The organism is Streptomyces sp. NPDC111507 (genome assembly GCF_055638955.1).
The window spans coordinates 954,805-976,675 of the sequence record NZ_JBVKBU010000002.1 but is presented as its reverse complement, the minus strand read 5'-3'; the positions used below and the strand labels follow the sequence as shown (position 1 = coordinate 976,675).

General features: G+C 69.7%; 24 protein-coding genes, 1 tRNA gene and 2 pseudogenes. 8 read left to right on the top strand and 19 right to left on the bottom strand.

What is annotated here, in order from left to right; genetic code table 11:
- Positions 1 to 6 precede the first annotated feature (6 nt).
- The 3 genes from ACZ7M2_RS11980 to htpX all read left to right on the top strand — a co-directional run bounded on the left by ACZ7M2_RS11980 (position 7) and on the right by htpX (position 4,111).
- Positions 7 to 1,584: an NADH-quinone oxidoreductase subunit M gene (locus ACZ7M2_RS11980; RefSeq protein ID WP_471595095.1), complete on the top strand. Its 1,578-nt coding sequence runs from the start codon at positions 7 to 9 to the stop codon at positions 1,582 to 1,584.
- Positions 1,581 to 3,080 (top strand): NADH-quinone oxidoreductase subunit N, encoded by a 1,500-nt coding sequence (locus tag ACZ7M2_RS11975; RefSeq protein WP_471595094.1) that lies wholly within the window; start codon positions 1,581 to 1,583, stop codon positions 3,078 to 3,080. The genes ACZ7M2_RS11980 and ACZ7M2_RS11975 overlap by 4 nt, the downstream gene beginning before the upstream one ends.
- Positions 3,081 to 3,247: 167 nt before the next feature.
- The gene (gene htpX, locus ACZ7M2_RS11970) at positions 3,248 to 4,111 is read left to right on the top strand and encodes a zinc metalloprotease HtpX (RefSeq protein WP_095853138.1); all 864 of its coding nucleotides are present in this window, start codon (positions 3,248 to 3,250) and stop codon (positions 4,109 to 4,111) included.
- Between the two features lie 9 nt (positions 4,112 to 4,120).
- Here htpX and ACZ7M2_RS11965 read toward each other — a convergent pair.
- Positions 4,121 to 5,404: pseudogene (locus tag ACZ7M2_RS11965) on the bottom strand (RNA-guided endonuclease InsQ/TnpB family protein).
- Between the two features lie 300 nt (positions 5,405 to 5,704).
- Positions 5,705 to 6,106, bottom strand: a complete 402-nt coding sequence (locus ACZ7M2_RS11960) for a YccF domain-containing protein (RefSeq protein ID WP_352046388.1) — start codon at positions 6,104 to 6,106, stop codon at positions 5,705 to 5,707.
- 118 nt (positions 6,107 to 6,224) lie between these two features.
- Here ACZ7M2_RS11960 and ACZ7M2_RS11955 point away from each other — a divergent pair.
- The 3 genes and pseudogenes from ACZ7M2_RS11955 to ACZ7M2_RS11945 all read left to right on the top strand — a co-directional run.
- A pseudogene (locus tag ACZ7M2_RS11955) lies at positions 6,225 to 6,323 on the top strand (YccF domain-containing protein); the annotation flags it as partial.
- 15 nt (positions 6,324 to 6,338) lie between these two features.
- Positions 6,339 to 7,484 (top strand): barstar family protein, encoded by a 1,146-nt coding sequence (locus ACZ7M2_RS11950; RefSeq protein WP_471595093.1) that lies wholly within the window; start codon positions 6,339 to 6,341, stop codon positions 7,482 to 7,484.
- A 52-nt stretch (positions 7,485 to 7,536) separates the two neighbouring features.
- Positions 7,537 to 8,103 carry an SMI1/KNR4 family protein gene (locus tag ACZ7M2_RS11945; protein WP_352046390.1) on the top strand — a complete coding sequence of 189 codons (567 nt, stop codon included), beginning with the start codon at positions 7,537 to 7,539 and terminating at the stop codon, positions 8,101 to 8,103.
- 105 nt (positions 8,104 to 8,208) lie between these two features.
- Here the strand turns inward: ACZ7M2_RS11945 and ACZ7M2_RS11940 are convergent, their stop codons facing one another.
- Entirely contained in the window at positions 8,209 to 9,453 is a 1,245-nt protein-coding gene (locus tag ACZ7M2_RS11940) for an APC family permease (protein ID WP_471595092.1), read from the bottom strand.
- Positions 9,454 to 9,624: 171 nt separating this feature from the next.
- Here ACZ7M2_RS11940 and ACZ7M2_RS11935 point away from each other — a divergent pair, with 171 nt between their 5' ends.
- Complete coding sequence (locus tag ACZ7M2_RS11935) at positions 9,625 to 9,891, top strand: GlsB/YeaQ/YmgE family stress response membrane protein (protein ID WP_054228314.1); 267 nt, start codon at positions 9,625 to 9,627, stop codon at positions 9,889 to 9,891.
- 130 nt (positions 9,892 to 10,021) lie between these two features.
- Here ACZ7M2_RS11935 and ACZ7M2_RS11930 read toward each other — a convergent pair whose 3' ends face one another.
- Complete coding sequence (locus ACZ7M2_RS11930; RefSeq protein WP_101403673.1) at positions 10,022 to 10,510, bottom strand: YajQ family cyclic di-GMP-binding protein; 489 nt, start codon at positions 10,508 to 10,510, stop codon at positions 10,022 to 10,024.
- A 202-nt stretch (positions 10,511 to 10,712) separates the two neighbouring features.
- Between ACZ7M2_RS11930 and ACZ7M2_RS11925 the strand changes: the two genes are divergently transcribed.
- Positions 10,713 to 10,794, top strand: a tRNA-Tyr gene (locus ACZ7M2_RS11925).
- A 153-nt stretch (positions 10,795 to 10,947) separates the two neighbouring features.
- Here ACZ7M2_RS11925 and ACZ7M2_RS11920 read toward each other — a convergent pair.
- From ACZ7M2_RS11920 to ACZ7M2_RS11850, 15 genes are all read right to left on the bottom strand, one after another.
- Entirely contained in the window at positions 10,948 to 12,312 is a 1,365-nt protein-coding gene (locus tag ACZ7M2_RS11920; RefSeq protein WP_471595091.1) for a tyrosine-type recombinase/integrase, read from the bottom strand.
- A complete protein-coding gene (locus tag ACZ7M2_RS11915) occupies positions 12,309 to 12,518 on the bottom strand; it encodes a helix-turn-helix transcriptional regulator (protein WP_471595090.1) in 210 nt (69 codons plus the stop codon). The genes ACZ7M2_RS11920 and ACZ7M2_RS11915 overlap by 4 nt, the downstream gene beginning before the upstream one ends.
- 248 nt (positions 12,519 to 12,766) lie before the next feature.
- Positions 12,767 to 13,921, bottom strand: coding sequence for a DUF3631 domain-containing protein (locus tag ACZ7M2_RS11910; protein ID WP_471595089.1), 1,155 nt, complete (start codon positions 13,919 to 13,921; stop codon positions 12,767 to 12,769).
- Complete coding sequence (locus ACZ7M2_RS11905) at positions 13,918 to 14,271, bottom strand: hypothetical protein (protein WP_471595088.1); 354 nt, start codon at positions 14,269 to 14,271, stop codon at positions 13,918 to 13,920. The genes ACZ7M2_RS11910 and ACZ7M2_RS11905 overlap by 4 nt, the downstream gene beginning before the upstream one ends.
- A complete protein-coding gene (locus ACZ7M2_RS11900; protein ID WP_471595087.1) occupies positions 14,268 to 15,197 on the bottom strand; it encodes a bifunctional DNA primase/polymerase in 930 nt (309 codons plus the stop codon). Before ACZ7M2_RS11900 ends, ACZ7M2_RS11905 begins: the two co-directional genes overlap by 4 nt.
- Positions 15,198 to 15,358: 161 nt before the next feature.
- Positions 15,359 to 15,817, bottom strand: coding sequence for a single-stranded DNA-binding protein (gene ssb / locus ACZ7M2_RS11895; RefSeq protein ID WP_471595086.1), 459 nt, complete (start codon positions 15,815 to 15,817; stop codon positions 15,359 to 15,361).
- Between the two features lie 21 nt (positions 15,818 to 15,838).
- Complete coding sequence (locus tag ACZ7M2_RS11890) at positions 15,839 to 16,147, bottom strand: hypothetical protein (RefSeq protein ID WP_471595085.1); 309 nt, start codon at positions 16,145 to 16,147, stop codon at positions 15,839 to 15,841.
- 171 nt (positions 16,148 to 16,318) lie between these two features.
- A complete protein-coding gene (gene traB / locus ACZ7M2_RS11885; RefSeq protein WP_471595084.1) occupies positions 16,319 to 18,355 on the bottom strand; it encodes a plasmid transfer protein TraB in 2,037 nt (678 codons plus the stop codon).
- Positions 18,356 to 18,367: 12 nt separating this feature from the next.
- On the bottom strand, positions 18,368 to 18,955 hold the full coding sequence (gene traA / locus ACZ7M2_RS11880; protein ID WP_471595083.1) for a plasmid transfer protein TraA: 588 nt from the start codon (positions 18,953 to 18,955) through the stop codon (positions 18,368 to 18,370).
- Between the two features lie 15 nt (positions 18,956 to 18,970).
- The gene (locus tag ACZ7M2_RS11875; protein WP_471595082.1) at positions 18,971 to 19,474 is read right to left on the bottom strand and encodes a hypothetical protein; all 504 of its coding nucleotides are present in this window, start codon (positions 19,472 to 19,474) and stop codon (positions 18,971 to 18,973) included.
- 47 nt (positions 19,475 to 19,521) lie between these two features.
- On the bottom strand, positions 19,522 to 19,752 hold the full coding sequence (locus tag ACZ7M2_RS11870) for a hypothetical protein (protein ID WP_471595081.1): 231 nt from the start codon (positions 19,750 to 19,752) through the stop codon (positions 19,522 to 19,524).
- Positions 19,753 to 19,781: 29 nt separating this feature from the next.
- Positions 19,782 to 20,165 (bottom strand): RRQRL motif-containing zinc-binding protein, encoded by a 384-nt coding sequence (locus tag ACZ7M2_RS11865; protein WP_471595080.1) that lies wholly within the window; start codon positions 20,163 to 20,165, stop codon positions 19,782 to 19,784.
- A gap of 13 nt (positions 20,166 to 20,178) precedes the next feature.
- Positions 20,179 to 21,069 (bottom strand): DUF2637 domain-containing protein, encoded by an 891-nt coding sequence (locus ACZ7M2_RS11860; RefSeq protein ID WP_471595079.1) that lies wholly within the window; start codon positions 21,067 to 21,069, stop codon positions 20,179 to 20,181.
- Entirely contained in the window at positions 21,066 to 21,377 is a 312-nt protein-coding gene (locus ACZ7M2_RS11855) for a hypothetical protein (RefSeq protein ID WP_471595078.1), read from the bottom strand. The genes ACZ7M2_RS11860 and ACZ7M2_RS11855 overlap by 4 nt, the downstream gene beginning before the upstream one ends.
- Positions 21,374 to 21,637, bottom strand: a complete 264-nt coding sequence (locus ACZ7M2_RS11850) for a DUF6284 family protein (protein ID WP_471595077.1) — start codon at positions 21,635 to 21,637, stop codon at positions 21,374 to 21,376. The genes ACZ7M2_RS11855 and ACZ7M2_RS11850 overlap by 4 nt, the downstream gene beginning before the upstream one ends.
- Positions 21,638 to 21,871 lie beyond the last annotated feature (234 nt).

The following is a 21,871-nucleotide window of genomic DNA, read 5'->3' as shown; positions in this document are numbered from 1 at the left end:
GCAGGCGTGATCGATATCAGTGAATCCGTGATGCAGATTCTTCTCGCGTTGATCGTCGTCGGGCCGCTCATCGGGGCCGCCGCCGCTCTCCTGCCCGCGCCGCCCGGACTGAAGGGGAAGTCACCGGACCAGGCCGTGCTGCGGCACGGGGTGATCGTCACCGGCGTGGTGCTCATCGCCGCGATCGTCCTCGCGCTCGGCTTCGACCACGACCACCCGTCGAAGATGCAGGCCACGACGGACATCAGCTGGATCCCCGCACTCGACGTGCGGATCCACCTCGGCATCGACGGCATTTCCCTCCCCCTTCTGGTCCTGACCGCGCTGCTGACCTTCCTCTGCGCGCTCTACAGCTACTTCAAGATGCCGGCGGGGCCGACCCCGAAGGCCTTCGTCGCACTGCTGCTCGTCCTCGAGTCCGGCACCCTCGCGACCTTCGCCGTCCTCGATCTGCTGCTGTTCTTCCTCGCGTTCGAGATGGTGCTCATCCCGATGTACTTCCTCATCGCCCGGTGGGGCGGTGCGCAGCGCCAGGCCGCGGCCTGGAAGTTCATCCTCTTCACACTGCTCGGTTCGGTCGTCATGCTGCTGGGCCTGCTCCTGATCGGAATCAAGGCGGGCACATTCGACATGGTGGCACTCGCCACTGACAACGGCCGGTCGCTGAGCACATCCGTGCAGGTCATCGCCGTTTTGTCGATCGGAATCGGGCTCGCGGTCAAGACGCCGATGTGGCCGTTGCACAGCTGGCTGCCGGACGCCCACACCGCCGCGCCCACCGTCGGCTCGGTCCTGCTGGCCGGTGTACTACTGAAGATGGGTACGTACGGTTTCGTCAGGATTCTGCTGCCGATCGCGCCGGGCGGGATGCACACCTTCGCCCCCTACCTCGCCGCCTTCGCCGTGGTCGGGATCATCTACGGATCCCTGGCCTGCCTGGCCCTCGCGAAACAGGGCGCGAAGGGCGATCTCAAGCGGCTCATCGCGTACTCGTCCGTCGGTCACATGGGATTCGTCCTGCTCGGCATCGCGACGATGACTCCGACCGGCGTGAACGGCGCGCTGTTCGCCAACATCGCCCACGGTCTCATCACCGGGCTCCTCTTCTTCCTCGTCGGGGCGCTGAAGGACCGCACGGGCACCACCGACCTCGACACCCTCGCCGAGGAGACCGGCGCCGCGCTCTACGGCAAGGCTCCGCGGCTCGGCGGACTCCTCGCCTTCGCCGCCGTCGCCTCGCTCGGGCTCCCGGGCCTCGCCGGATTCTGGGGCGAGATGCTGGCTCTGTTCGGCGCGTTCAAACCCGCCGCCGACCTCAACCGTCCCGCGTATCTGACGTTCATGGCGATCGCCGCCTTCGGCACGCTGCTCACGGCCGCGTACATGCTCGTCGTCGTGCGCCGTGTGTGCATGGGCGAGACCCCGGGGCAGGAGGCGCCGAAGCTCGCAGACGTCCAGAGCTACGAGTTCGCGGCCTGGACGCCGCTCGTCGCCCTCACCGTCGTCGCCGGTCTGTGGCCCAAGGCCCTCCTCGGCCTGACCGACCCGGCCGTTCAGCAGCTCCTCGCAGGAGGCACCCGATGAGCTCCCTGGTCCAGTCCGTCGACTGGCTCGCGATCGCGCCGCCCACCCTCGCCGCGGTCGTCGGACTCGTCGTGCTCGTCGCCGACCTCTTCATCGGAGAGGAGAAGAAGGCGGTACTCGGCTGGGTGTCGGTGGCGGGGCTCGCCGTGTCCGCGCTCATGCTGCTGCCCCTCCGGGACGGCGACCGCGCCACCTTCTGTCTGACGGGCGACGCGCACGCCTGCAGCTACACGGCGGACCGCTTCACCCTCGTCATCCAGTTCCTGGTCCTCGGCGGCGCGCTCCTGGCGGCACTGCTGTCGGTCACGGCCCTCAAGGACGCCAACAAAGACCTCCCCGAAGGGGAGTTCTGGTTCCTGTTGCTCTCCTCCGCTGCGGGCGCGGCCCTGTTGCCCGCCTCCCGCGACCTCGCGACGCTCATCGTCGCCCTCGAAGTCGCCTCACTGCCCGCCTTCGCGCTCGTCGGCATCAAACGCGGCGACAAGAAGTCCTCCGAGGCGGCCCTGAAGTTCTTCCTGTCCTCCGTCACCGCGACCGCCGTCAGTCTCATGGGCGTCAGCTTCGTCTACGCGACGACCGGCAGCCTCTACCTGACCCAGATCGCGGACAAGATCCAGCACGTCGACGGACAGTTCCACACTCTCGCCCAGGCGGGCGTCGTACTCACCCTTGTCGGCTTCGCCTTCAAGACGGCCGCCGTGCCCTTCCACTTCTGGGTGCCCGACACCTACGTAGGGGCGCCTTTGCCGATCGCCGCCTACTTGTCGGTCGTCGGCAAGGCGGTCGGCTTCTCCGGCCTGATCCTCGTCACCGTCGTCGCCCTCCCCTCGTACGGGAACGTCTGGGGCCCGGCGCTCGCCGCGCTGGCCGCCCTCACCATGACCGTCGGCAACGTCGGCGCCCTGCGCCAGCAGGCCACACGCGCGTACAGCGCGGTCCGTCTGCTCGCTTGGTCCTCCGTCGGCCAGGCCGGCTACCTCCTGGTCCCGATCGCGTCCGCCGCCTACTCCAAGGACGCCGAGAAGGCCATCGGCTCCACCGTCGCGTACGCCCTGATGTACGCGGTGGTGAACCTCGGCGCCTTCGCCGTCGCCGCCCTCGTCGCCCGTACGAGCCCCCTGAACCGCATCAGCGACTACCGGGGCCTGTACGCGAGGAGCCCCCTGTCCGCGCTGATCCTCGGCTTCTTCCTGCTCTGCCTCGCTGGACTGCCGCCGGGCATCATCGGGCTCTTCGCCAAGGTCACCGTCTTCGCGGCGGCCGTCGACGCGGGGCTCGGCTGGCTGGCCGTGGTCATGGCCGTCAACGTCGTGATCGCGCTCTTCTACTACCTCCAGTGGACGACCCTGCTCTTCCGGGCCCCCGAGGGGGAGCCCGAGAAGCACCGCGTCCCGGCCCCGCTGACCGCCGCGATCGCCCTGACGGCCGTCCTGGGCATCGCCCTCTCCGGCGCACCCCAGCTGGTCCTGCGCTTCTCCGCGACCGGCCTGTTCTGAGGTCGTCACTCGGACCGTCACCCGGACGGTCCACGTGCGCTGTCGCGCGCACAAGGGAACTAGTGCTCCCCGCCTGGCGTTGACCAGTGCGGGAGGTTCCACTGAAAAGTGGAGCAACGTATCAGCAAGCAAAGGGTTCCCCTGCCGCACCACTTGGAGGGCGTACCGTGCACCGCCGGCACAATGGGCTCAGGACCGCCGTACTCCTCGGGGGACTGTCCGCACTCATCATCGTCATCGGCAGCTTCTTCGGGCGTACAGGCCTCGTCGTCGCGCTGTTCATCGCGATCGGGACGAACGCGTACGCGTACTGGAACAGCGACAAACTGGCTCTACGCGCGATGCGCGCACGCCCGGTGAGCGAATTCGAGGCCCCGGCCCTGTATCGCATCGTCCGGGAGCTCTCGACCCAGGCCCGCCAGCCCATGCCGCGCCTGTACATCTCACCGACCGAAGCGCCGAACGCGTTCGCGACGGGGCGCAACCCGCGCAACGCGGCGGTGTGCTGCACCGAGGGAATCCTGCGCATCCTGGACGAGCGCGAGCTGCGCGGTGTCATCGGCCACGAGCTCAGCCATGTCTACAACCGCGACATCCTGATCTCGTCGGTCGCGGGCGCCCTTGCCTCCGTGATCATGTTCTTGGTGAATTTCGCCTGGCTGATCCCGATCGGCCGTTCGAACGACGACGAGGGCCCCGGCATCCTCGGCATGCTGCTGATCATGATCCTGGGTCCGCTCGCCGCTTCCCTCATCCAGCTGGCCATCAGCCGCTCCAGGGAGTACGAGGCGGACGCGTCCGGCGCCCAGCTCACCGGCGACCCCCTCGCCCTTGCCAGTGCCCTGCGCAAGCTCGACGCCGGCACCAAACAACTGCCGCTGCCCCCCGAGCCGCGCATCGAGACCGCGAGCCACATGATGATCGCCAACCCCTTCCGCCCGGGTCAGGGAATGTCGAAGATGTTCTCCACGCACCCGCCGATGGCGGAGCGCATTGCCCGGCTCGAGCAGATGGCAGGTCGCCAGCAATGAAGACAATCGTCAACTGCACCGGGACTGAAGTCCCGGGCTTGCACAACGGGCATCACTGGCGGTGACGCTGGGTTTGCGTCCAGTCCCACTCCGCCGGTGCGGGGGTGGGGCAGGGGCTGTTGACTCGGCCCCGCGTCGCCATAACTCCCACGCGCGGGCACGGATGTTGTGGGAGCGGTTCCGGTCCGCGTGATCAACGAATCCGCAGAACCGGCATGCGAACCAGGCCTGCGAGACCCGGTTCGCCTGGTCGATGTGTCCGCACTCGGCGCAGGTGCGGGAGGTGCCCGCCGGATCGACGTACACCACCGGCACTCCCGCTCGGCGGACCTTGTACGCGATGAACTGCCCCAGCTGGTGGAAGGTCCAGCTGGAGTGGGTGGCCCGTTGGGGCCTGCGAAGCCGTACCCGTTCACGGTGCCCGTCAGGTCTTCCAGGGCGATTCCGCGACCGGTGCTCTCCCACTGCCTAAAGGACGTGGGAGGTACCCCCCGGCCTCGGCCACCACATGTTTCGTGATCTTGTGGTTGATGTCCCTCGCCCGCCGGGCTTCCTTGCACCGCCGCTTCTTGGCGCGGCGTTTGGCGGACGGGGTGTTCTTCTTCTGCAGTTCGGTGCGCAGCTTCCGCTCCCGCAGCCGCGTGCGGTTGAGCTGGCGTCCGGCCATGATCTTGCCGTCCGAGGTGGTGGCGATGTTCACGATGCCCAGGTCGGTCCCGAGGAAGTCCACCGGAGTCGGGTTCAAGGGTGCTTCGGGTACCTCGCAGGTCGCCAGCAGGAACCACATGCCGTCCAGGCACACGAGATCGGACTCGCCCTTGCGGTACAGGGTCAGCGTGGCCAGCTGCTCCGGGGCGACGGTGAACGCCACGTCCCTGACCCGGCCCGCCACCGTCCAGATCGAGATCCGCTGCTCGGCAATCCGCCAGGACAGCATGCGGTCGTCGTAGGGCTGCGCGCCCTGTGGCCGGAAGGCGATCGGTTTCTGCGTGGCCCGGCGGTAGCGCTTCGAGCCCGGCCTGCCCAGGTTCCCGGCCTTCAGGTTGGCCTTCAGCGTGGCGTACGCGTCGCACGTCTTTCTGATCACGTGCTGGGCGGCCTGCGCCTCAGCCCCCACCGGGCCCTGATCTCGTCGTACACGTGCTCGCGCAGCGCGAAGTTGCGCTTCACGTCCTTCTCGAAGGTGACCTGCCCGGCCCAGGTGGCGGCCTCGTTGCACGCGTGCAGAGTCGCCTCAAGTGCCGTCGCCCGCACGGGTGTGGGCAGCAGTTTCACCTGCACGGTCAGCTTCACGATCACCGTACGTACACGCCCGTACGGGACACCACCACACGTTCGGGGCGGGTCATCCGATCGAGGGAAGCGAACCGTCGCATCCTCGCTGTCTTTGCCGGCCGGGCACCCCGGCCGCTCCGCGGCCGATCACACCGTGACGACGCTGCGGCACTGCGTCGTGGGAGCGTTCCGCAGTGATGCGGCGGCGCTGCTCAGGATGCGATTCCTCCCCCGGGGGGGCGTTAGGCGGCGACATCTAGGAGAGGCGCGCAAGGCAGGCCCTTCGCTCCCGGGGCTTCGGTGTGGCGCGTGCCAAGGTCAGCGGCCACCGAACCTCTGATCGGTCGGAACCACCTCACGGCCCAGCGGCATCAACGAGACGGGGATGAGCTTCAAGTTGGCCCACCCGAACGGGATGCCAATGATCGACAGGAACAGCGGGATGCTGGTGATCAGGTGCCCCAGAGCCAGCCACCACCCCGCGAAGATCACCCAGATCACGTTGCCGATGAACGACGGCGCGCCGGCGTCCGGGCGCTCTACAGTGGTTCGGCCGAACGGCCACAGGACGTAGCCCGCGATACGCAGCGAAGCGATGCCGAACGGGATGGTGACGATCAAGATGAAGCACACCAGCGCCGCCAGCGTGTACGCGAGCGCCATCCAGATGCCACAGAAGACGAACCACAGGACGTTCAGTAGGAAGCTGAACAGCTTCATGATCGGCACCTCTCCAGGTTTCTCCGTCGCCACTGCCTGCCAAGACAAGTATCAGCTCGCCAGGCGTTCAGGCGGAACCGCAGCGGCCTTGTGGCGTGATCGGGAACGTTCCGAGACGATCCCGTTCGGCATCGCCAACTTCAAACTCATCCAGGTCTCGTTGCTCCCGCTGGGCCGCGAAAGCGTCCGCACGGACGAGCCGTTCGCCACGCGCTGACGGGGCGGCGCGGGGGTGCAGAATCCGAAGTACGCCGTGGCGGCGTACAGCAACAGGGGCGTCGGCGAGTCGATATGGGCCCTGTGCAAGGACGCCACTGACGAGCTCTACGCCGATCCGCTCCCTTCCCCGCGCGTCCGGTACGACCTGCTGGGCTGCGCACCCCGGGGCGAGCTGGCCGGGGCCGTGGAGAGGGCCCGCACCACGGGCTCCGCTCCGTTGGGCGGTCTAATGATGCGGACCCTCGACGCCACGCACACCCCGGTCGGGGAGGAATGGCCACTGGAGTACGCACGGGTCCTCGGCGACCGCCCGTGCGCGCTCGACCCGACGCTGCGCGACATCACCGTCGAGGCGTCGGCGGTCCCGGACACCCAGGCCGAACACCCCCAACGGCCGTTGCCCTCCGCGGGATACCGACTGCTGGGCGCGGACGGCGAGCCGTGGGGCCACTGCAGGGACCTCGGCCAGGTCCCGGGCGAATTCCTCGAACCGGCCGACCCGCCGGTGCGCCTGCTCGGCTGCGCCCCGCGCGGATCCCTGCGCGACGCGCTCGAAGCGGGCGACGAGGACCTGGGGCACGCCCGCGTGCTGCGCCTCAACTGGGTCGGCCGGACGGTCGGCTCCGTACTCGAAGGCGAGATCATCGCCTGGATCCCCTCCGCGCACGGCCGGGGCCTGGTCGATCTCACGCTCGACCCCTGGTCGCGGCGGCTTCCCAGAGCAGCCCGCGAGGCCTGGGACGTGTGGTGGCACGAACGCCAGTCCGAGCCGAACAGTTGGGCCCGATGCAGCTCGCAGGGGCGCGAGTTCTGGCTCGACCGGGCACGGGAAGGAACGAACCCGTACGGGCCCGACCCGGAGCCAGGCTCCACCTACCACCTCGACGGCCGCCACGTCACCGACGCGCCGGCCTTCCACTGCGCGCTGGGCGAGGCGGTGAACGGCCCCGGCGGCTACTTCGGCCACGACCTGAACGCCGTCGCCGACTGCCTGCGAGGCGGCTACGGCGCCGAGCCGCCCTTCACTCTCGTCTGGCACGACGCGGACGTCGCCCGTACCTGCCTCGGCGTGACACCGTGCCGCGACCGCAGACCCCCGACTTTCGAGGAACTGCTCCACTTCCTCACCGCGAACGGCGTCGACGTACGCATCGCCTGATGGGTTATCCACAGGCCGCCCGATTGTCAGTGGCGCGCTGCATCATGAAGCCATGACCGAAATCGAGCAGTTGCTGGCACGGGTCGGTACGGAGGCCCGCAACACCCGCCCGTGGGGCTGGCCTTCGCTTCCCGACCCCGTGGACGCGACGACGGTCACCCGCGCCGAAGCCGTCCTGGGCTTCACCCTGCCGCCACTGCTCGCCGCGCTCTACCTACAGATAGGGGACGGCGGCTTTGGTCCGGAGTACGGCCTGTTGCCGCTGCTCGACGGCTCCCCGTCCGGCGAGCCCGCCGCCGTCCCGCAGTACCTCGCCCACCGGGAGAGCGGCCGACAGGACCCCGACTGGCCCTGGCCGGAGGGCGTCCTGCCGATATCCCACTGGGGCTGCGGGATGTACGCGTGCGTGGACTGCCGCAGCCCCCGGGGCACGGTCCTGCTCTTCGAGCCGAACGCCGACGAGGCCGACCACGCCTGGTACGTGGACGCACCCGACCTAGAGGCGTGGCTGGACACCTGGCTGGAGGGCTCCGGCTGGTACGAGGAGTCCAACGACGACACGGACTTGGCCCCTTGGCCCGACTTCCGCATACGCACGGCGGCTGCACAGGCTTCGTAGCGACCTGCCCGCCACCGACGCCCCGTCCCGCCGTCGGGACGCCCCGCCCCGCCGGCGGTTACCGCGAGGCCGCCCACCCCGTCACGCCGTACGCCACCCACCCCGTCACGCGGTACGCCGCCACCCCCTCACGCGGTACGCCGCTACCCCCACCCCCAGCACGGCCGCGCCCACGACCACGGAAAGCGCCGGAAGCGCGAACGCCAGGGTCACGCACCCGACGAGTCCCACCACCGGCACCAGCCGCGCCGCCGGGGCGGTGCTCAGGGTCCACGCCGACGCGTTGGCCACGGCGTAGTACGCCAGTACACCGAAGGAGGAGAACCCGATCGCGCCCCGCACGTCCACCGTCGCGGCCAGCGCGGCGGCCACCGCGCCCACGGCCAGCTCCGCCCGGTGCGGCACCTGGAAACGCGGATGTACGTCGGCCAGGGCGCCCGGCAGATGACCGTCGCGGGCCATGGCCAGCGTCGTCCGTGAGACGCCCAGGATCAGGGCGAGGAGCGAGCCGAGAGCGGCCACGGCCGCACCCACCCGTACCACCGGCACCAGCCCCGGCACACCGGCCGTCCGCACCGCGTCGGCCAGCGGCGCCGAGGCGCGCCCGAGCCCCTCCGGCCCCAGCACCGAAAGGACCGCCACCGCGACCGCCGCGTACACCACGAGCGCGATACCCAGAGCCGTCGGGATCGCGCGCGGAATGGTGCGCGACGGATCCCGTACCTCCTCACCGAGCGTCGCGATCCGCGCGTATCCGGCGAACGCGAAGAACAGCAGCCCCGCCGCCTGGAGCACCCCGCCCGCGCCACTGGAGACCCCGACGTCCAGCCGCCCCGCTTCGGAGGCGTCCGATCCGAGACACACGACCACCACGGAAGCGAGGACCGCGAGGACCACCGAAACGATCACCCGGGTCAGCCGGGCGGACTTGTGCATGCCGCCGTAGTTCACCGCGGTGAGGGCCACCACGGCTCCGACCGCCACCGCGTGCGCCTGCCCCGGCCAGACGTACGCGCCCACGGTGAGCGCCATCGCCGCACAGGAGGCCGTCTTCCCGACGATGAACGACCAGCCCGCCAGATACCCCCAGAAGGCGCCGAGACGCTCACGCCCGTACACATAGGTGCCACCGGAGGCGGGATACAGAGCGGCCAGCCGTGCCGAGGACATCGCGTTGCAGTACGCGACCACGGCCGCGATCGCGAGCCCGAGGAGCAGACCGGACCCGGCCGCCCGTGCGGCGGGGCCCAACGCCGCGAAGATCCCGGCACCCACCATCGATCCGAGCCCGATGACCACGGCGTCCCCGACGCCCAGGGTGCGCCGCAACTCGGATCCGGAGTGTGCCATGGGCGGCACCCTACTGATTGCTGCAACCGACCGCCGCCGACGAGGCGTCTTTCCCGACAACGCGCCACGAACACCAGCACGACCACCGGCTGCTCGAACTCGAAGGCATGAGACAGCAGGTCCGGAGCAGGATCACAGCACAAGCACAGCGCGGAGAGGCAGGTTCAGGGCATGGGCATCATCAGCTGGATCATTCTGGGACTGTTGGCCGGAGCCATCGCCAAATTCCTGCTGCCGGGCCGCGACCCGGGCGGCTTCATCGGAACGACCGTCATCGGCATCGCGGGCGCCTTCATCGGCGGCTGGATCTCCGCGCGCTGGCTGGACCACCCGATCGCCAAGCAGTTCTACGACGGCGCCACGTGGGCCGCCGCAATCGGCGGCTCGCTCGTTCTGCTCATCCTCTACCGCATCCTGTTCGGCGACTCGCGCCGTTGAGCGCACGCCCCGAGGCCGCAGCCAGCAGGCGAGAAGGGTGGGCACCCCCGGGGGCCCACCCTTCCTCGTACGCGCAACTTTCCTTGTACGCGCAATGAACCACCGGCCGAAGCCGGTCGGAGGCCGATGCCTACCGGTAGTTCACGTACTGCAGCGCGAAGTCGAAGTCCTTGCCCTTGAGCAGTGCCTGCACGGCCTGCAGGTCGTCACGGCTCTTCGAGCTGACGCGCAGCTCGTCGCCCTGCACCTGCGCCTTCACGCCCTTCGGGCCCTCGTCGCGAATGATCTTCGCCACCTTCTTCGCGTTCTCCTGGGAGATGCCCTCCTCGATGGACGCGAAGATCTTGTACTCCTTGCCGGAGAGCTGGGGCTCGCCCGCGTCCAGCGCCTTCAGCGAGATACCGCGCTTGACCAGCTTGGTCTCGAACACATCGAGGATGGCCTTGACCCGCTCCTCGGAGTTCGCCTCCATCAGGATCTTCTCGCCGGACCAGGAGATGGAGGCGCCCACGTTCTTGAAGTCGTAGCGCTGCGAGATCTCCTTGGCGGCCTGGTTGAGGGCGTTGTCGACCTCCTGCCGCTCGACCTTCGAGACGATGTCGAAACTGGAGTCGGCCATGTCCTGTGGCTCCTTGTATCGGGGTGCGTAGGGGCGGCCGTCGAGCCCGGCGTAGGTCCCCGGCCGCATCCGCATAAGCCTAGCCACCCCCTCCCCTCCAAGCGCAGATCAATCGGGTGGCGAAGCACCCCCGAGCATCGGGTATCGTTTACGTCGTTGCCAGGGAGCACCGCCGAAAAGCGGTCCTCAGGGCAGCAACCCCGGCGGTGTGCCCGAGCGGCCAAAGGGAGCAGACTGTAAATCTGCCGGCTCAGCCTTCCCAGGTTCGAATCCTGGCGCCGCCACACGGGAACAAAGGCCCCGTGACCTGCCCTCTACGCAGGTCACGGGGCATTTGTCATGCGCTCTCCCGAAGGTCGCGCTGTCTCGCACTGTCTCGCATTCGAACGCCCCGTCTCGGAGTGTGTGGACGGGCCGTGGACGGGATTTCCGACCCCTCAGCCGTGCCGCCCCAGACGGGCGGAGATCTTGGCGTTGGCGGCGTCGTCTCCGTCACTGAGGAACTTGGCATACACCCGGAAGAGGACGGCCACGCTGTGCCCGGCACGCTTGGCCACGAGCTGAGGTTCCACGCCAGAGCTGAGCCATGTGGAGACCGCGGTATGACGAAGGTCATACGGTCGCTTGGCCAATGGGGATTCCTGCTGCGGGGGTGTCAGGGCGCGCGACCGGGCTTCGGCCCAGACTTCGCCGTAACCGGTGTCCTGGATCAGCCCACCGCGCTGGGTCTGGAACAGTCGGCCGTCGGGCGCCGTGCCGTAGGCGGTGACGTGCCACCGCAGCAGGGCGACCAGCTCAGGCGGGATCGGGACGGGGCGGACCGCCTTCCGCGAGCGGTGCTTCAGCCCCCGCCTGTCGTGAGCCTCCCCGCTGTCTGTCCAGGCGGAGCCCGACCGGGGCCGCGTCTCCCTGAGCCGCAGCATGCCCCACCCCCGGCGCGGTAGGTCGCAGTCCTGGAGCCGTAGGCCGATGACTTCCGCCGGCCGCGCCGCGGCGTAGTACATGCAGCCGAAGAACGCGACCAGACGGCGCCCACGGGGGCTCTGGTCCCGCACGGCGCCCAAGAGCTTGGCAGCCTGCTCGGGGTCCGGCACGCAGGCAGGGTCGAACTCTTCTTCTACCTGCTCTGGCGCCTTCCATTTGATGCGGGTGAGCGGATTCTCGGTGAGGAGATCGGCCTCCACCGCGTACTCCAGGGAGTTGTGGAAGATCGCTCGCTTCCGCCGGATCGTTCCTGCCGCCGCGGTCTTGCCGTCCAGCTTCTTGGAGAGGGCGGTTAGGGCGCTCCGTACGAGCAGGCGGTCGGAGAGAGTAGACGTGGGCAGCGACTTCCGCTTGAACCAGTCCAGCGCTTTCGCAATGTCGGCCGGGACGTCTTCCTCCCAACGGTTCTTGTTGAACGCCCAGCTATAGAGGGCGGTGCGTACGACCCTGGCGTCCGGCATGCCCTTGGTGTCCTTCACCAGCGTCGGGGTCACGGTGGCCATGGCTTCAGCGAGGGTCCGTCGTGTGGAGGCGGGGGAGCCGTCCCACTTCATCTCGATGTAGTTGCGGGCGTGCTCGTACCACGAGATGTCCCGCTCCTTGGCGACCAGGGACTTGGGCAGTCCGCTGTCCACGTCGAATGGCTCACCCTCGCGGGCCGCGGTGATGAGCTGGGCCCGACGACTCTCCGCCAGGCCGGACGTGAGGAACGACTCCGAGTGCGGGCGCGTGCCCACCTTCCAACGGAGTTGGTAGGGCTTCCGGTAGTCGCGCTTGCGGATGGCCCAGATCTTTACGGTGTAGCTCCACTCAGTCACGCAGCATCCAGTTCTTCGAGAAAGGCGTCCAGGACACTGCGGCGCACGCGCACGCGACCGGTCGGCGTGAGCTTCGCCTCGGGTCCGAGCCCGCGATTGCGCCAGCGGTACCAGGTGGCGCGGGTGATGCCGATCTCTTCGAGTACGTCAGTCAGTGGCAGCCACTCATCTATGGAGGAGCGGCGCCGACGGGAAGGGGTAGCCATGCCGGGATCTCCTTGGGACAGAAGGAGGGAAGGATGGTGGGAGGGGCCTCTCCCGCAGGTCCGCTACATCCGCCACTGTTGCTACGTCGCAGGTCAGAGCATGTTTTTGGCGTAGCGGTGGCGGATCCTGTAGCGGATGGGGCCGCTACAGGACCGGTGTGTGTAGCGGCGCGCGATGAGGTGTAGCGCGGGCGTAGCGGTTGTCATGGGTAACAGCCGCTACGCCGTTGCTGCTGGTCAGGCGGGGTCTACTCGGTGTCTGTCGCGGGTGTAGCGGATTCCGTCGGCATAGGGCAGTAGCGCCGCCATGCGTCGTGGAGATCGGCGGCGTAGTAGCCCTTGACCACCCCGGCGCCGGTGCGGATGTTCCGGGCTTTGATCGGGGCGTTGTCGGCGGTGACGTACTCGCCAAGACGTTTGGCCAGTTGCCGGGAGTCGAGTGGCTTGCCGCCCATGTCGGCCCACGGGGCTTCGTCCATGGCGTTGAGGGCGGCGAGGATCTGGGCCGTGGGCATGCGGTCGGCGCCGTTGAACACCACGTCGCGCAGATCTGTCAGGAGCCGGATTCCCAAGGACGCCTTGTCTCCGGCGGTGGCCGCGGCGACCAGTTCCACGCACGCTTCCCGGGCGCGCCGGGGCCAGTCGCCGCCTGCGGCATCGGCGATGGCGAGCAGGGGTTCCCACACGTCGGCGGGCCGGTCGGAGACGCCGTCGGGCATCTCTGGGTAGGCGCCTTCCAGATCAGTTCGTACGGCGTCCGCCCATGCGGCTATACGGTCGCGCAGCGCGTGGCCTTCCGGTTCGTGGATCCGGCTGCGGAAGGCTTCGACGTGCTCGTTGGGGGCTCGTCGGCGCATGCGGATGATGACTGAGCGAGTGAGGATCGTGTCGGGGAGCCAGCCGAGCCCTGCCACGGCGACGGCGGCGTAGGAAGGGAAGGCTTGGACGGTCTGTTGGCCGCCGTCTCCGACGCACCGGTAGGAGACGCCGGTTCGGCGGTGGCCGGCGTTGAGCAGACCGCGTAGTTCCTCGTTGTCCTTGGCCTTGGGCCCGAATACGGTGTCGATCTCGTCGAAGAGGATCGTGGGTCGTCCGGATTCCATGCCGGATACGGCGCGGAAGAGGGCGGCAGGGGAGGCGTTGACAGCCACCATCGGGTGCGGAACGAGCGTGCCGCAGATCTCCAGCCCGCGGGTCTTGCCCGATCCCGGTTCCGGCGAGAGGAATGCCAGCCGGGGTGTGGACTCGAACGCGTCCAGCAGGTGTGTGTGGGCGTTCCAGAGCACGACGGCGACGTAGGCGGCTTCGGTGGGGAAGGCGTTGAAGCGTCGGTGGAAGGCTTCGATCTCGTCCAGCATGGCGGCCCCGTCGATGGACGGCGCGGGCTGGTTGGGTCGGGTCATGCGGCATTCCTCCCTTCCTGGGGAGTGCGGTTGGGGCACTGCTTGCGGTGGGCGGTGTGGTCCTTGACCAGGGCCAGCACGCGGGCTTTGCCGACGGCGCGGCAGTCCCTGCCGCACACGCACTTGGAGGTGGCGGTGGGTGTGGCGCCGTAGGGGGCGATGACGTGCAGCCAGGCGATGGGCCGGCGCCCGTCGTCGTGCAGCAGGTTGGGGCAAAGGGCTGAAAGGACGCCTTCGGCGTCGTCCTTCGCCCGCACCACCGCCGGTCGGGGTGTGGTCTGGTCGGCGTGCTGGCAGGTGTTGGCGGTCGGGGTGAGGCAATCCAGGAGGGGGGAGTCGGGGGTGCTCATGCCGTCGCCTGCCGCGGGGTGGCGTGGGCGAGGATCCAGTCCATGGCGCTGCGGATCGTGGTGCGGCACTCGGCAGCCGGCAGTCCCGTGGACTCCCCCGCCGCCTGGATTGCTTCTTCGACCGTGTGCCGGGCGATGTCTCCCCAGGCGACGAACCGGGCCACCTTGCACGCGCTGCGGTGCAGCGTGCTGTTCCGGCCGTCCGCACCGCCCTCGGTCGCTGCCTGGATGACCGCGCATTCCCGGTCCAGGGCGGTTTTGGCGGCCCGTGTGCCGTCCCGTGCGGGCGTGATGGCGGGCGGGGCGGCGGGCTTCGGCGCATCGGTCAGAAGCATCGCGAGCCAGCCGGGGAGCGGGGCGACGGGGGCCGCCTCGATGACCTCGTAAATGCCGTCCGGGGTGGTGCTGCCTGGGGCGATGACGTAGCCACCCCAGCCGCGGGTGTCGATGTGCTTCCCCAGCCGGTTCACGCTGGACTTCAACCGCAGCCCGGTAGGGGCGGTGAAGTACAGATGTTGTCCTCCGCTGGGGGTCCGCACCTGGTAGGTGGTGGGGATCGTCTCGCCGGCGCGCTCGCAGAGCGCTGCCAAGGATGTGGCGCCGTCAGGCGCTCCTTTCGGCTCTTCCTCCTTCGGCAGGTCGAGGTCGATGACGAGCAGGCCGGCCGGTCCCGTCGCGATGCCCACGTTGTAGGGGCGGTGGGTCCATGCGGCGTGGATCAGGTCGGGGTCGGTGGTGGCGCGCTGTTCCGGGGTGCGGTGCCCGTTCGCGCAGCGCCCGGTGCAGGGGCAGGAGCGTTCGGGGTGTCCGGCGGCCCGTTTGGTGTGCGGGTGCAGGGGGATGACGGGCCAGTCGCGCTCCGCGGAGAGCAGGGCGGAGGCGAGCAGGGGCAGGTTCGCCAGATCCACCGTCAGGGGCTCGCTCACGCGACCACCCCCACGTGGAGAGAAGCGGGCCGTAAGGCGCGCGCTCGCCGGATGTCGGTCCGTTGCGTCATGCTGGAGACCTCCACAGGTCTGTTGAGGGTCTGGTGGACAAGGGCGGCCCCGCGTTCATTGGCGTGAGGTGGGGGCCGCCCTTGGCGTAGCTAGAACGGGGGCTCGGCGTCCGACTTGCCCCCGCCGGCGGCGGGGGTGGCGGTGTTCCACGGGTCGTCGCTGGACGGGCCGGACTGCGCGGAGCGCTTGGCGTTGATACCGACGGTGGTGAAACGCATCGAGGCGCCGATGTCGTCGATCTCCAGGGCGAGCATCGAGCGGTTCTCACCCTCCGGGGTCTGCCAGTTGTGCTGGCGGATCCGGCCGAACGCCACCACGCGCGAGCCCTTGCCCAGGCTGTCGGCGATGTGCTCGGCGAGGGAGCGCCAGGCGGCGCAGCGGAAGAACGTGGCCGTGCCGTCCTTCCACTGCCCGGAGTCCTTGTCGTAGGTACGCGGGGTGGCCGCAATCGTGAACTTCGCGAGTGCGGCGCCGCCGTCGGTGAACTTCAGTTCCGGGTCCGAGGTGAGGTTGCCGATGACGGTGATCGGGGTCTCTCCGAACGACATGCTGATCTCTCCTTCGTCGGGTTACTTCTTGGAGCCGCTGAGCTTGAGGGTGATCCCGCCGACGCTGACGGGTCCGGCCGCGGCGGCGACGGAGACGGCGGTGTGGACGGCAAAGTCCAGGAGGGCGAGGAACGCGGCCACGAGTCCGAAGATGCCGATGGCCGCGGCGGTGGCGACGGCGATCGGGACCAGGTAGGTGCGGGCCGAGCGTCCGGCCGATGCGGGGGTGTGGACGACGATGACGACCGGGGCGCCGGTGGCTTCGGCGCGGCGGTAGGCGTCGGCGGGGATGTGCGGGGCGAGGATCCCCGGCGGGTCGCGATGCGGCATCAGATCTCCCTGGGATGGGGCCGCGGGCGGGCGCCGGTAGGTGGCGCGGGCTCGCGGGGGTGCGGGTGTCAGGCGCGGGTGTCAGGGGGTGTCACGGGGTGGTGTCAGGAGTGCGTGACACCGCGTGTGCCTAGGGGTTTGGGTGTCAGGAGGCCGTGACGGTGTCAGGCGTCAGGCGGGCGTCAGGGCGGGGACGATGCGCCACCGGCCGGTCTGGCTGGTCGGCTCCAGCCGGCCATCCATGGCGGCTTCCTTGAGCCGTGCAGACACCCACGGGCGAGACAGGTGGTGCGCGTCGCACCAGTCGGTGAAGTCCTTCGGACCCACGACCATGCGGCCCTCTTCCTCGAACTGCGCGAGCGCCGCGGCGAACAGCCGACGGGCCTCCTCCGGCGACGGCTTGTGTCCGGACTCCTGGCCGAACAGCGGCACGTCGTCGCCGTCCTCCAGCGCGGGGAGGTCGGTCTCGGGGTCGATGTCGGCGTCCTCGGGGTCCACGAACAGCCCGAACTGCATCTCCTCTTCCTCCTCCGTCTCGGACGGGTCCGCCGCCGGGTCGTCGTTGCCGGTGGTCCGGCCGGTGTAGAGGCGTCCGGCGACGCCGCGGGCCGCGCCGGCGGTGATGGGATCGGCGGTGGCGCCGTTGCGCTGCGCCCACGAAGCCAGGACTTCCATGAGCGAGACGGAGCGGTGGCTGAACGCGCGGGTGCGGCCCGGGGAGGGGTAGCGGGACTCGTCGATGCCGGGCGACACGACATAGCAGTAGCCGGGGCGCCGGTTGCCCCACGCCCCCGGGTGGGCGCCGGCGTCGATGACCGTGTCCGGCAGGGAGAATCCCTCGTCGCGCGGGTCGCAGCCCAGTGCGATCACGGACGGCAGGGACGCGCGGGTACTGGTGGACATCTGGTCGTAGGAGGGGCGTTGGAGGGAGACGACCAGGGAGATACCGGCGGACCGGGCTTCCTGCGCGATGCCGGTGAACACGTCGTCCCCGAGTGCGCGCAGCGTGTTGGCGGCCTCTTCCATCCACGCGACCAGGAACGGCATCCCCGCGCAGCCGCACGCGCGGCCGTCCGGGCGGCAGGTGTGCTCCGTGCTGTCCTGCACCTGCGCGCACTCGGGTACCCACTGCCGGTAGCGGTGGGAGCCGAGCCACGCGGTGCGGGCGGGAATGGCGGCCTTGAGGGCTTCCACCATGACCTCGGTACCGGTGCCACCCTCGACGGCCCAGTCGATGCCGGGCAGCAGAGGCCGGAAGTCCTGGAAAGACTTCGGGTCCGACAGCCACAGGATCACGTCGTGGCGGGAGAGGATCTCCGTCTGGACGTTCAGGGCGGTGTCGCCCTTGCCGGAACCGGTGCCGCCGGCGATGAGAACGTGGGTCGAGTTCCGCTTGCTCTCCGGGTCGCCGGGAAGCCACAGCAGGAGCGCGGCGCCGTCGTCATAGCGGCCGATGACCAGCGGCTCAGCGATCGAGCCCCCCAGGTTCGACGGGCCCTCCCACTCCACCACCTGGGCCAGCATGTCTTCCGGGACGATGACCAGCTCACCGCGGCGCTCCGAGCCCGGGTCAGGCATGTAGCGCACGGCGTTGCGCGGCAGGTCCAGGGCGGAGGCAAGGCGGGCGAGGCTCTTGGTGACGTCGTCGTTGGTCTGCTCACCGGCCTCCAGCGCGAGCGAGGCGGTGACCCGGTTCGGCTCCACCTTCGCCGCCCCGATCTGCGCACGCGCCAATCCGACCTTCGCCAGCAGACCCTTGTCAGAGCCTTCACCCGTGACCGCGTCGGGGTTGCGGCGCATGACCATCCGCACGTTCCACGACAACGCGAGCGCCGGCCCGCCCATCAGGTAGAGGTCATCGATCGGGCCCGCCGTCGGGCCCGCGAGGCACGCCGCGGTCAGCCAGGCGGAGCCGGTGGCGACGGTGATGGCGGAGTGGAGGCGGCGCTGCTGGCTGGTCGACTTGCCTATCAGCCACGTGGTCCCGGTGAGGGCGACGGACGCGAGGGTCAGGCCCACGCCGGCCGCGGCGCTCTCGCCCCACCGCGCGTGTCCCAGGACTCCGGCCAGGCCCACGCCGCCGATGCCGAGCCACGGGGGAAGGTGGGGCTTGGCGCGGTGGAGCAGGTACCTGCCGACCCCGCCGGCGTCGGAGGCGCCCCGGAGCTGGTCCTCGTGCTGCTGTTCTGCGGTGTTCCGCTCGATCATGGCTGATCCTCCTTACTGCTGGGCCCAGTTGATGACCGGGGTCTGCGGCTTGCGGGCGCGGTGACGGACGCGGTTGATCTCTTCCTCGTACTGCTGCTGGAAGACGGCGTAGGTAGCCGCGGCATTCTTCGCCGCATCCCGCAACGCGTCGGCGGAGCGCTGCATCTTGCGCGCCACCTTCTGCGCCCGGATCCGGGAACCGAACGCCCGCCCCTCGGGGTCAGGGACCGCGGCCAGTACGCCCTTGAGGATCTCCGCGCCCATCGAGACCTCGATGGACATCGCGACGGCCGCGGCGCGCAGGCTGTTGCAGTAGTTCCGCACCTGCGCCGGGGAGGTGAACTCCGGTGCGGGCAGCAGGGCTTCGGCGTGCGGCCGGCCACCGCCGCCTGCGCGGGCCATGCTCTTGTTGTTGTTGACGGTGACGTTGATCGGCGGAACGAACGAGCTGCCCATCGCGCCCACGAAGCTGCCGGCAGCGGCCCCCACGCCGGCCCCGGCGTTGGCGAACTTGTTCGGCTTGGGCCCGTTGCCGTTGCGGTTGTTGGCGGGGTTGGGACGGGGGGCTCGTGCGCGCTGCCCGTTGGTGTTCTGTGCCATCAGGGTCTCCTCGGGTCAGTGGGTGCGGCGGACGATGAGCCAGGCGCTCTGCGCGGTGATCCAGGTGAGCAGCCAGACCAGCTCCAGCGGGCCCGCCAGCGGCCCGAACCCGGCGGCCAGGGCCGCCCACCCGGCGGCGCTTGTAGCGAGCAGGGCCAGGCCGGCGCGCCAGAAGAGGACGGAGCCGCTCGCGGGGCGGCGGCGCTGCATGAACGCCAGCCACAGCGCCGGGGCCGCGGCGGCGGGGGCGAGCAGCAGGCCCGACCACCAGGCGATGGCGTGCAGGAGCGCGGTGACGACGAACGCGAGCAGGGCGAGGGCGGTGGGGGCCAGCGCGCGGCGGAAGCGCCACAGCAGACCGCCCACCGCGGCCAGCGCCTCACGGGTCAGGGAGGGGTGTTCGGGCACGACGACCACGAACGGCTGAGCCGAACGGCCACGCTGGCGCGGGATGCGGACGATGGTGGCCCCGGCGGTCACCTTCTGGGTGCGCACACGGGTACGGGTACGGCTGGACACAGCAGATCTCCTAGGGAGAAAAGGGATGGGGTGGGGTGCTGTGCGGGTCAGAACTGGTCGGGGGCGAGCGAGAAGAACAGGACGCTGAACCGGTCGTGACCCAGCTCGTTCGCGGCGACGGCCCGGATCTCCTGGTAGGCCATCGAGCGGGAGAAGTGCGCGGGGTCGAAGGTGGCGACCGAGGAGACGGTCAGCACGTCGCCGGCGGCGGTCTGGACGGTCAGGATGTAGTGGAAGCCGACGGCCTTACCGGCAACGACGCTGGTCGGGGTGCTCACAGAGCAACTCCTCACGAGGTGACGGATGTTCAGGCGGCGCGCTGTTCCTCGACGGCGATGCACATGCCGCAGATCCCGTAGGAGCGGGGGATGCAGTAGCCGACATCGAGCCGGCAGCGGGGGCAGGTGCGGCGGGCGAGCATCGCCAGCGCGAGCGCGCCCCACTTGCGGGAGGTCATCGGCCGGACGGGCTTGGCCAAGTCGATGCGGTAGAGATAGGCGACCTGGTGGCCGCCAGCCCGCCGGTTGACCCGCATGAGCTGCGCGGCGATCGGCTGCCCGCCCGGACGTAAGCCCCGGGCACGCAGCTGGCGGCGGGTGGCCAGGCCCTTCGGGGCGAGGCGGTAGGGGTAGGCGGGGATGCCGTAGCGGAGCCCGGTCGGGTCGTAGCAGTCGGCGTAGACGAGAGACATGACCGTCTCCCACTCAGCCGGCGATCGCGGTGGGGAAGTCGGTCAGGTACGGCTCACGCGCCTTGACCCGACCCCGCGCGGTGCGGGCCGTCGACTCCGACGCCCCCAACCCCGCGGCCGTCATCGCCTGCGTCATGCGGGCGGTGCTCGGCTGGGTGAAGTCGGTCCCGTACAGGGCTCGCACCAACTGATCGACCCGGTTCGGGTAGACCACGGGGGTGCAGAGGTCGACGGCCGTCGACGTCGCGATGACGGGAGCCGCTTCCACGGCGACGGGCGTCGACGCGGGCTCGGTCTCCGCGGCGGGCGCCGGGAGCTCCGGCACCGACTCCGCACCGCCGGCGGGCTCCACGGGGAGCGTGGCCGTTGGGCGGTCGACGCTGATTGTGACGGGCGTCGACGGTGCTTCGACGCCCGGCGGCGGGGCGTTGACGCCCGTCATCGCGCGGCGGGCGAGGTAGGCGTGTACCTGCCGCATCAGCGCGCCGAACGCCAGCAGTGCGGCGACCGGAGGGACTGCGGCGACGACGTAGTTGAGGGCGTTCGCATCCTGGCCGACACCGGCCACGTTCAGCCCGATGGAGGCGCCGTCACCTGCGGTGACCAGGCCGATTGCCCACCAGTCGACGCGGTGGGCGAGTGAGGCGCGCAGGATCAGAAGCTCACCGATCACGATGAACAGATCCACCGTTGCCGGCCAGGCCCACGAACGGGCGACCGCTTCCGCCATGCCGTGTGCGGCGGCGACTTCCTGCAAGTGCTCGTAGGAGAGCCAGAACGCCACCGCGGTCAGTACCACCGTCAGCACGCTTGCCAGGGCGGTGATGGCGCGCTCCACGCCGACGGGCGTCAACGCCGGCTCGACGCCCGTCGAGCGTGCGTCGACGTGGGCCGCGGCGCTCATGCCGCACCCGCTTCCACCGTCGCCGGCTCGTACGTGGCGTACACGTGGAACTTGACCCGGTAGACCGTCGCGTCGAACTCCAGCGACGGCCGGTCACCGATCCGGTCGGCGACGACGCAGTCAGCGGGGACGTCCAGCGCTTCGCGCCACGACTCCACGGCGCTGGGACTGGGGAGCTGCACGCTCAGCTCGTTCGGGACGTGCTGGCTCGCGGTGATGTAGGCGCCGGGGAGGTTCGGGTGGCTGACCGCGATGCCGGCCAGGCACGTCAGCGTGGCCACCTGCGCGGCCATGGTCCCGGCGCTCACGCGGCCACCTCGGAGACCGCGGCGCTCTGGTTCGTCACCGCAAGCCAGGCGGCCAGCACCTTGCGCCGGGCCCGCCGCACCCGACGCGTGTCCACCTCCGTGACCGGCCGGTCCAGCAGGCTGATCTGTGCGTCCAACAGCTCGACTTCCGCCCTGATGAGCGGCATCTCCAGCTCGATTGCGTCCAGCTCCGCTTCCGTGGGCTCCAGCCAGGGGGCGAACGCGGTAACAGCGTCCTGAACAGTCACGATGTGACTCATTGGGTCGTGCTCCTCTCGCAGATGAACGGCCCGAACAGCGCCCCGGAGTTGCCGCTCCGGGGCGCACACCGATACGGAGGCAACTCCGCCATCTGGTGCGCACCAGTAGGTAAACATCTGGTGCGCACCAGAGTCAAGAGACTCTGCCCGTTCGAGCGCTGGTTGCCCACCTCGGTGCATCTCCAGAAGACCCGTTCAGGAGGGGAGTCGGTAGCCAACAGGCCTTAACTCCCG

Coding starts and splice junctions, on each gene's coding strand:
- ACZ7M2_RS11975 (WP_471595094.1), top strand. CDS start 1,581: ATGAGCTCCCTGGTCCAGTCCGTCGACTGGCTCGCGATCGCGCCGCCC.
- ACZ7M2_RS11960 (WP_352046388.1), bottom strand. CDS start 6,106: ATGAAGCTGTTCAGCTTCCTACTGAACGTCCTGTGGTTCGTCTTCTGT.
- ACZ7M2_RS11945 (WP_352046390.1), top strand. CDS start 7,537: ATGACCGAAATCGAGCAGTTGCTGGCACGGGTCGGTACGGAGGCCCGC.
- ACZ7M2_RS11940 (WP_471595092.1), bottom strand. CDS start 9,453: ATGGCACACTCCGGATCCGAGTTGCGGCGCACCCTGGGCGTCGGGGAC.
- ACZ7M2_RS11935 (WP_054228314.1), top strand. CDS start 9,625: ATGGGCATCATCAGCTGGATCATTCTGGGACTGTTGGCCGGAGCCATC.
- ACZ7M2_RS11930 (WP_101403673.1), bottom strand. CDS start 10,510: ATGGCCGACTCCAGTTTCGACATCGTCTCGAAGGTCGAGCGGCAGGAG.
- ACZ7M2_RS11915 (WP_471595090.1), bottom strand. CDS start 12,518: ATGGCTACCCCTTCCCGTCGGCGCCGCTCCTCCATAGATGAGTGGCTG.
- ACZ7M2_RS11910 (WP_471595089.1), bottom strand. CDS start 13,921: ATGACCCGACCCAACCAGCCCGCGCCGTCCATCGACGGGGCCGCCATG.
- ACZ7M2_RS11905 (WP_471595088.1), bottom strand. CDS start 14,271: ATGAGCACCCCCGACTCCCCCCTCCTGGATTGCCTCACCCCGACCGCC.
- ssb (WP_471595086.1), bottom strand. CDS start 15,817: ATGTCGTTCGGAGAGACCCCGATCACCGTCATCGGCAACCTCACCTCG.
- ACZ7M2_RS11890 (WP_471595085.1), bottom strand. CDS start 16,147: ATGCCGCATCGCGACCCGCCGGGGATCCTCGCCCCGCACATCCCCGCC.
- traB (WP_471595084.1), bottom strand. CDS start 18,355: ATGATCGAGCGGAACACCGCAGAACAGCAGCACGAGGACCAGCTCCGG.
- traA (WP_471595083.1), bottom strand. CDS start 18,955: ATGGCACAGAACACCAACGGGCAGCGCGCACGAGCCCCCCGTCCCAAC.
- ACZ7M2_RS11865 (WP_471595080.1), bottom strand. CDS start 20,165: ATGTCTCTCGTCTACGCCGACTGCTACGACCCGACCGGGCTCCGCTAC.
- ACZ7M2_RS11860 (WP_471595079.1), bottom strand. CDS start 21,069: ATGAGCGCCGCGGCCCACGTCGACGCACGCTCGACGGGCGTCGAGCCG.
- ACZ7M2_RS11850 (WP_471595077.1), bottom strand. CDS start 21,637: ATGAGTCACATCGTGACTGTTCAGGACGCTGTTACCGCGTTCGCCCCC.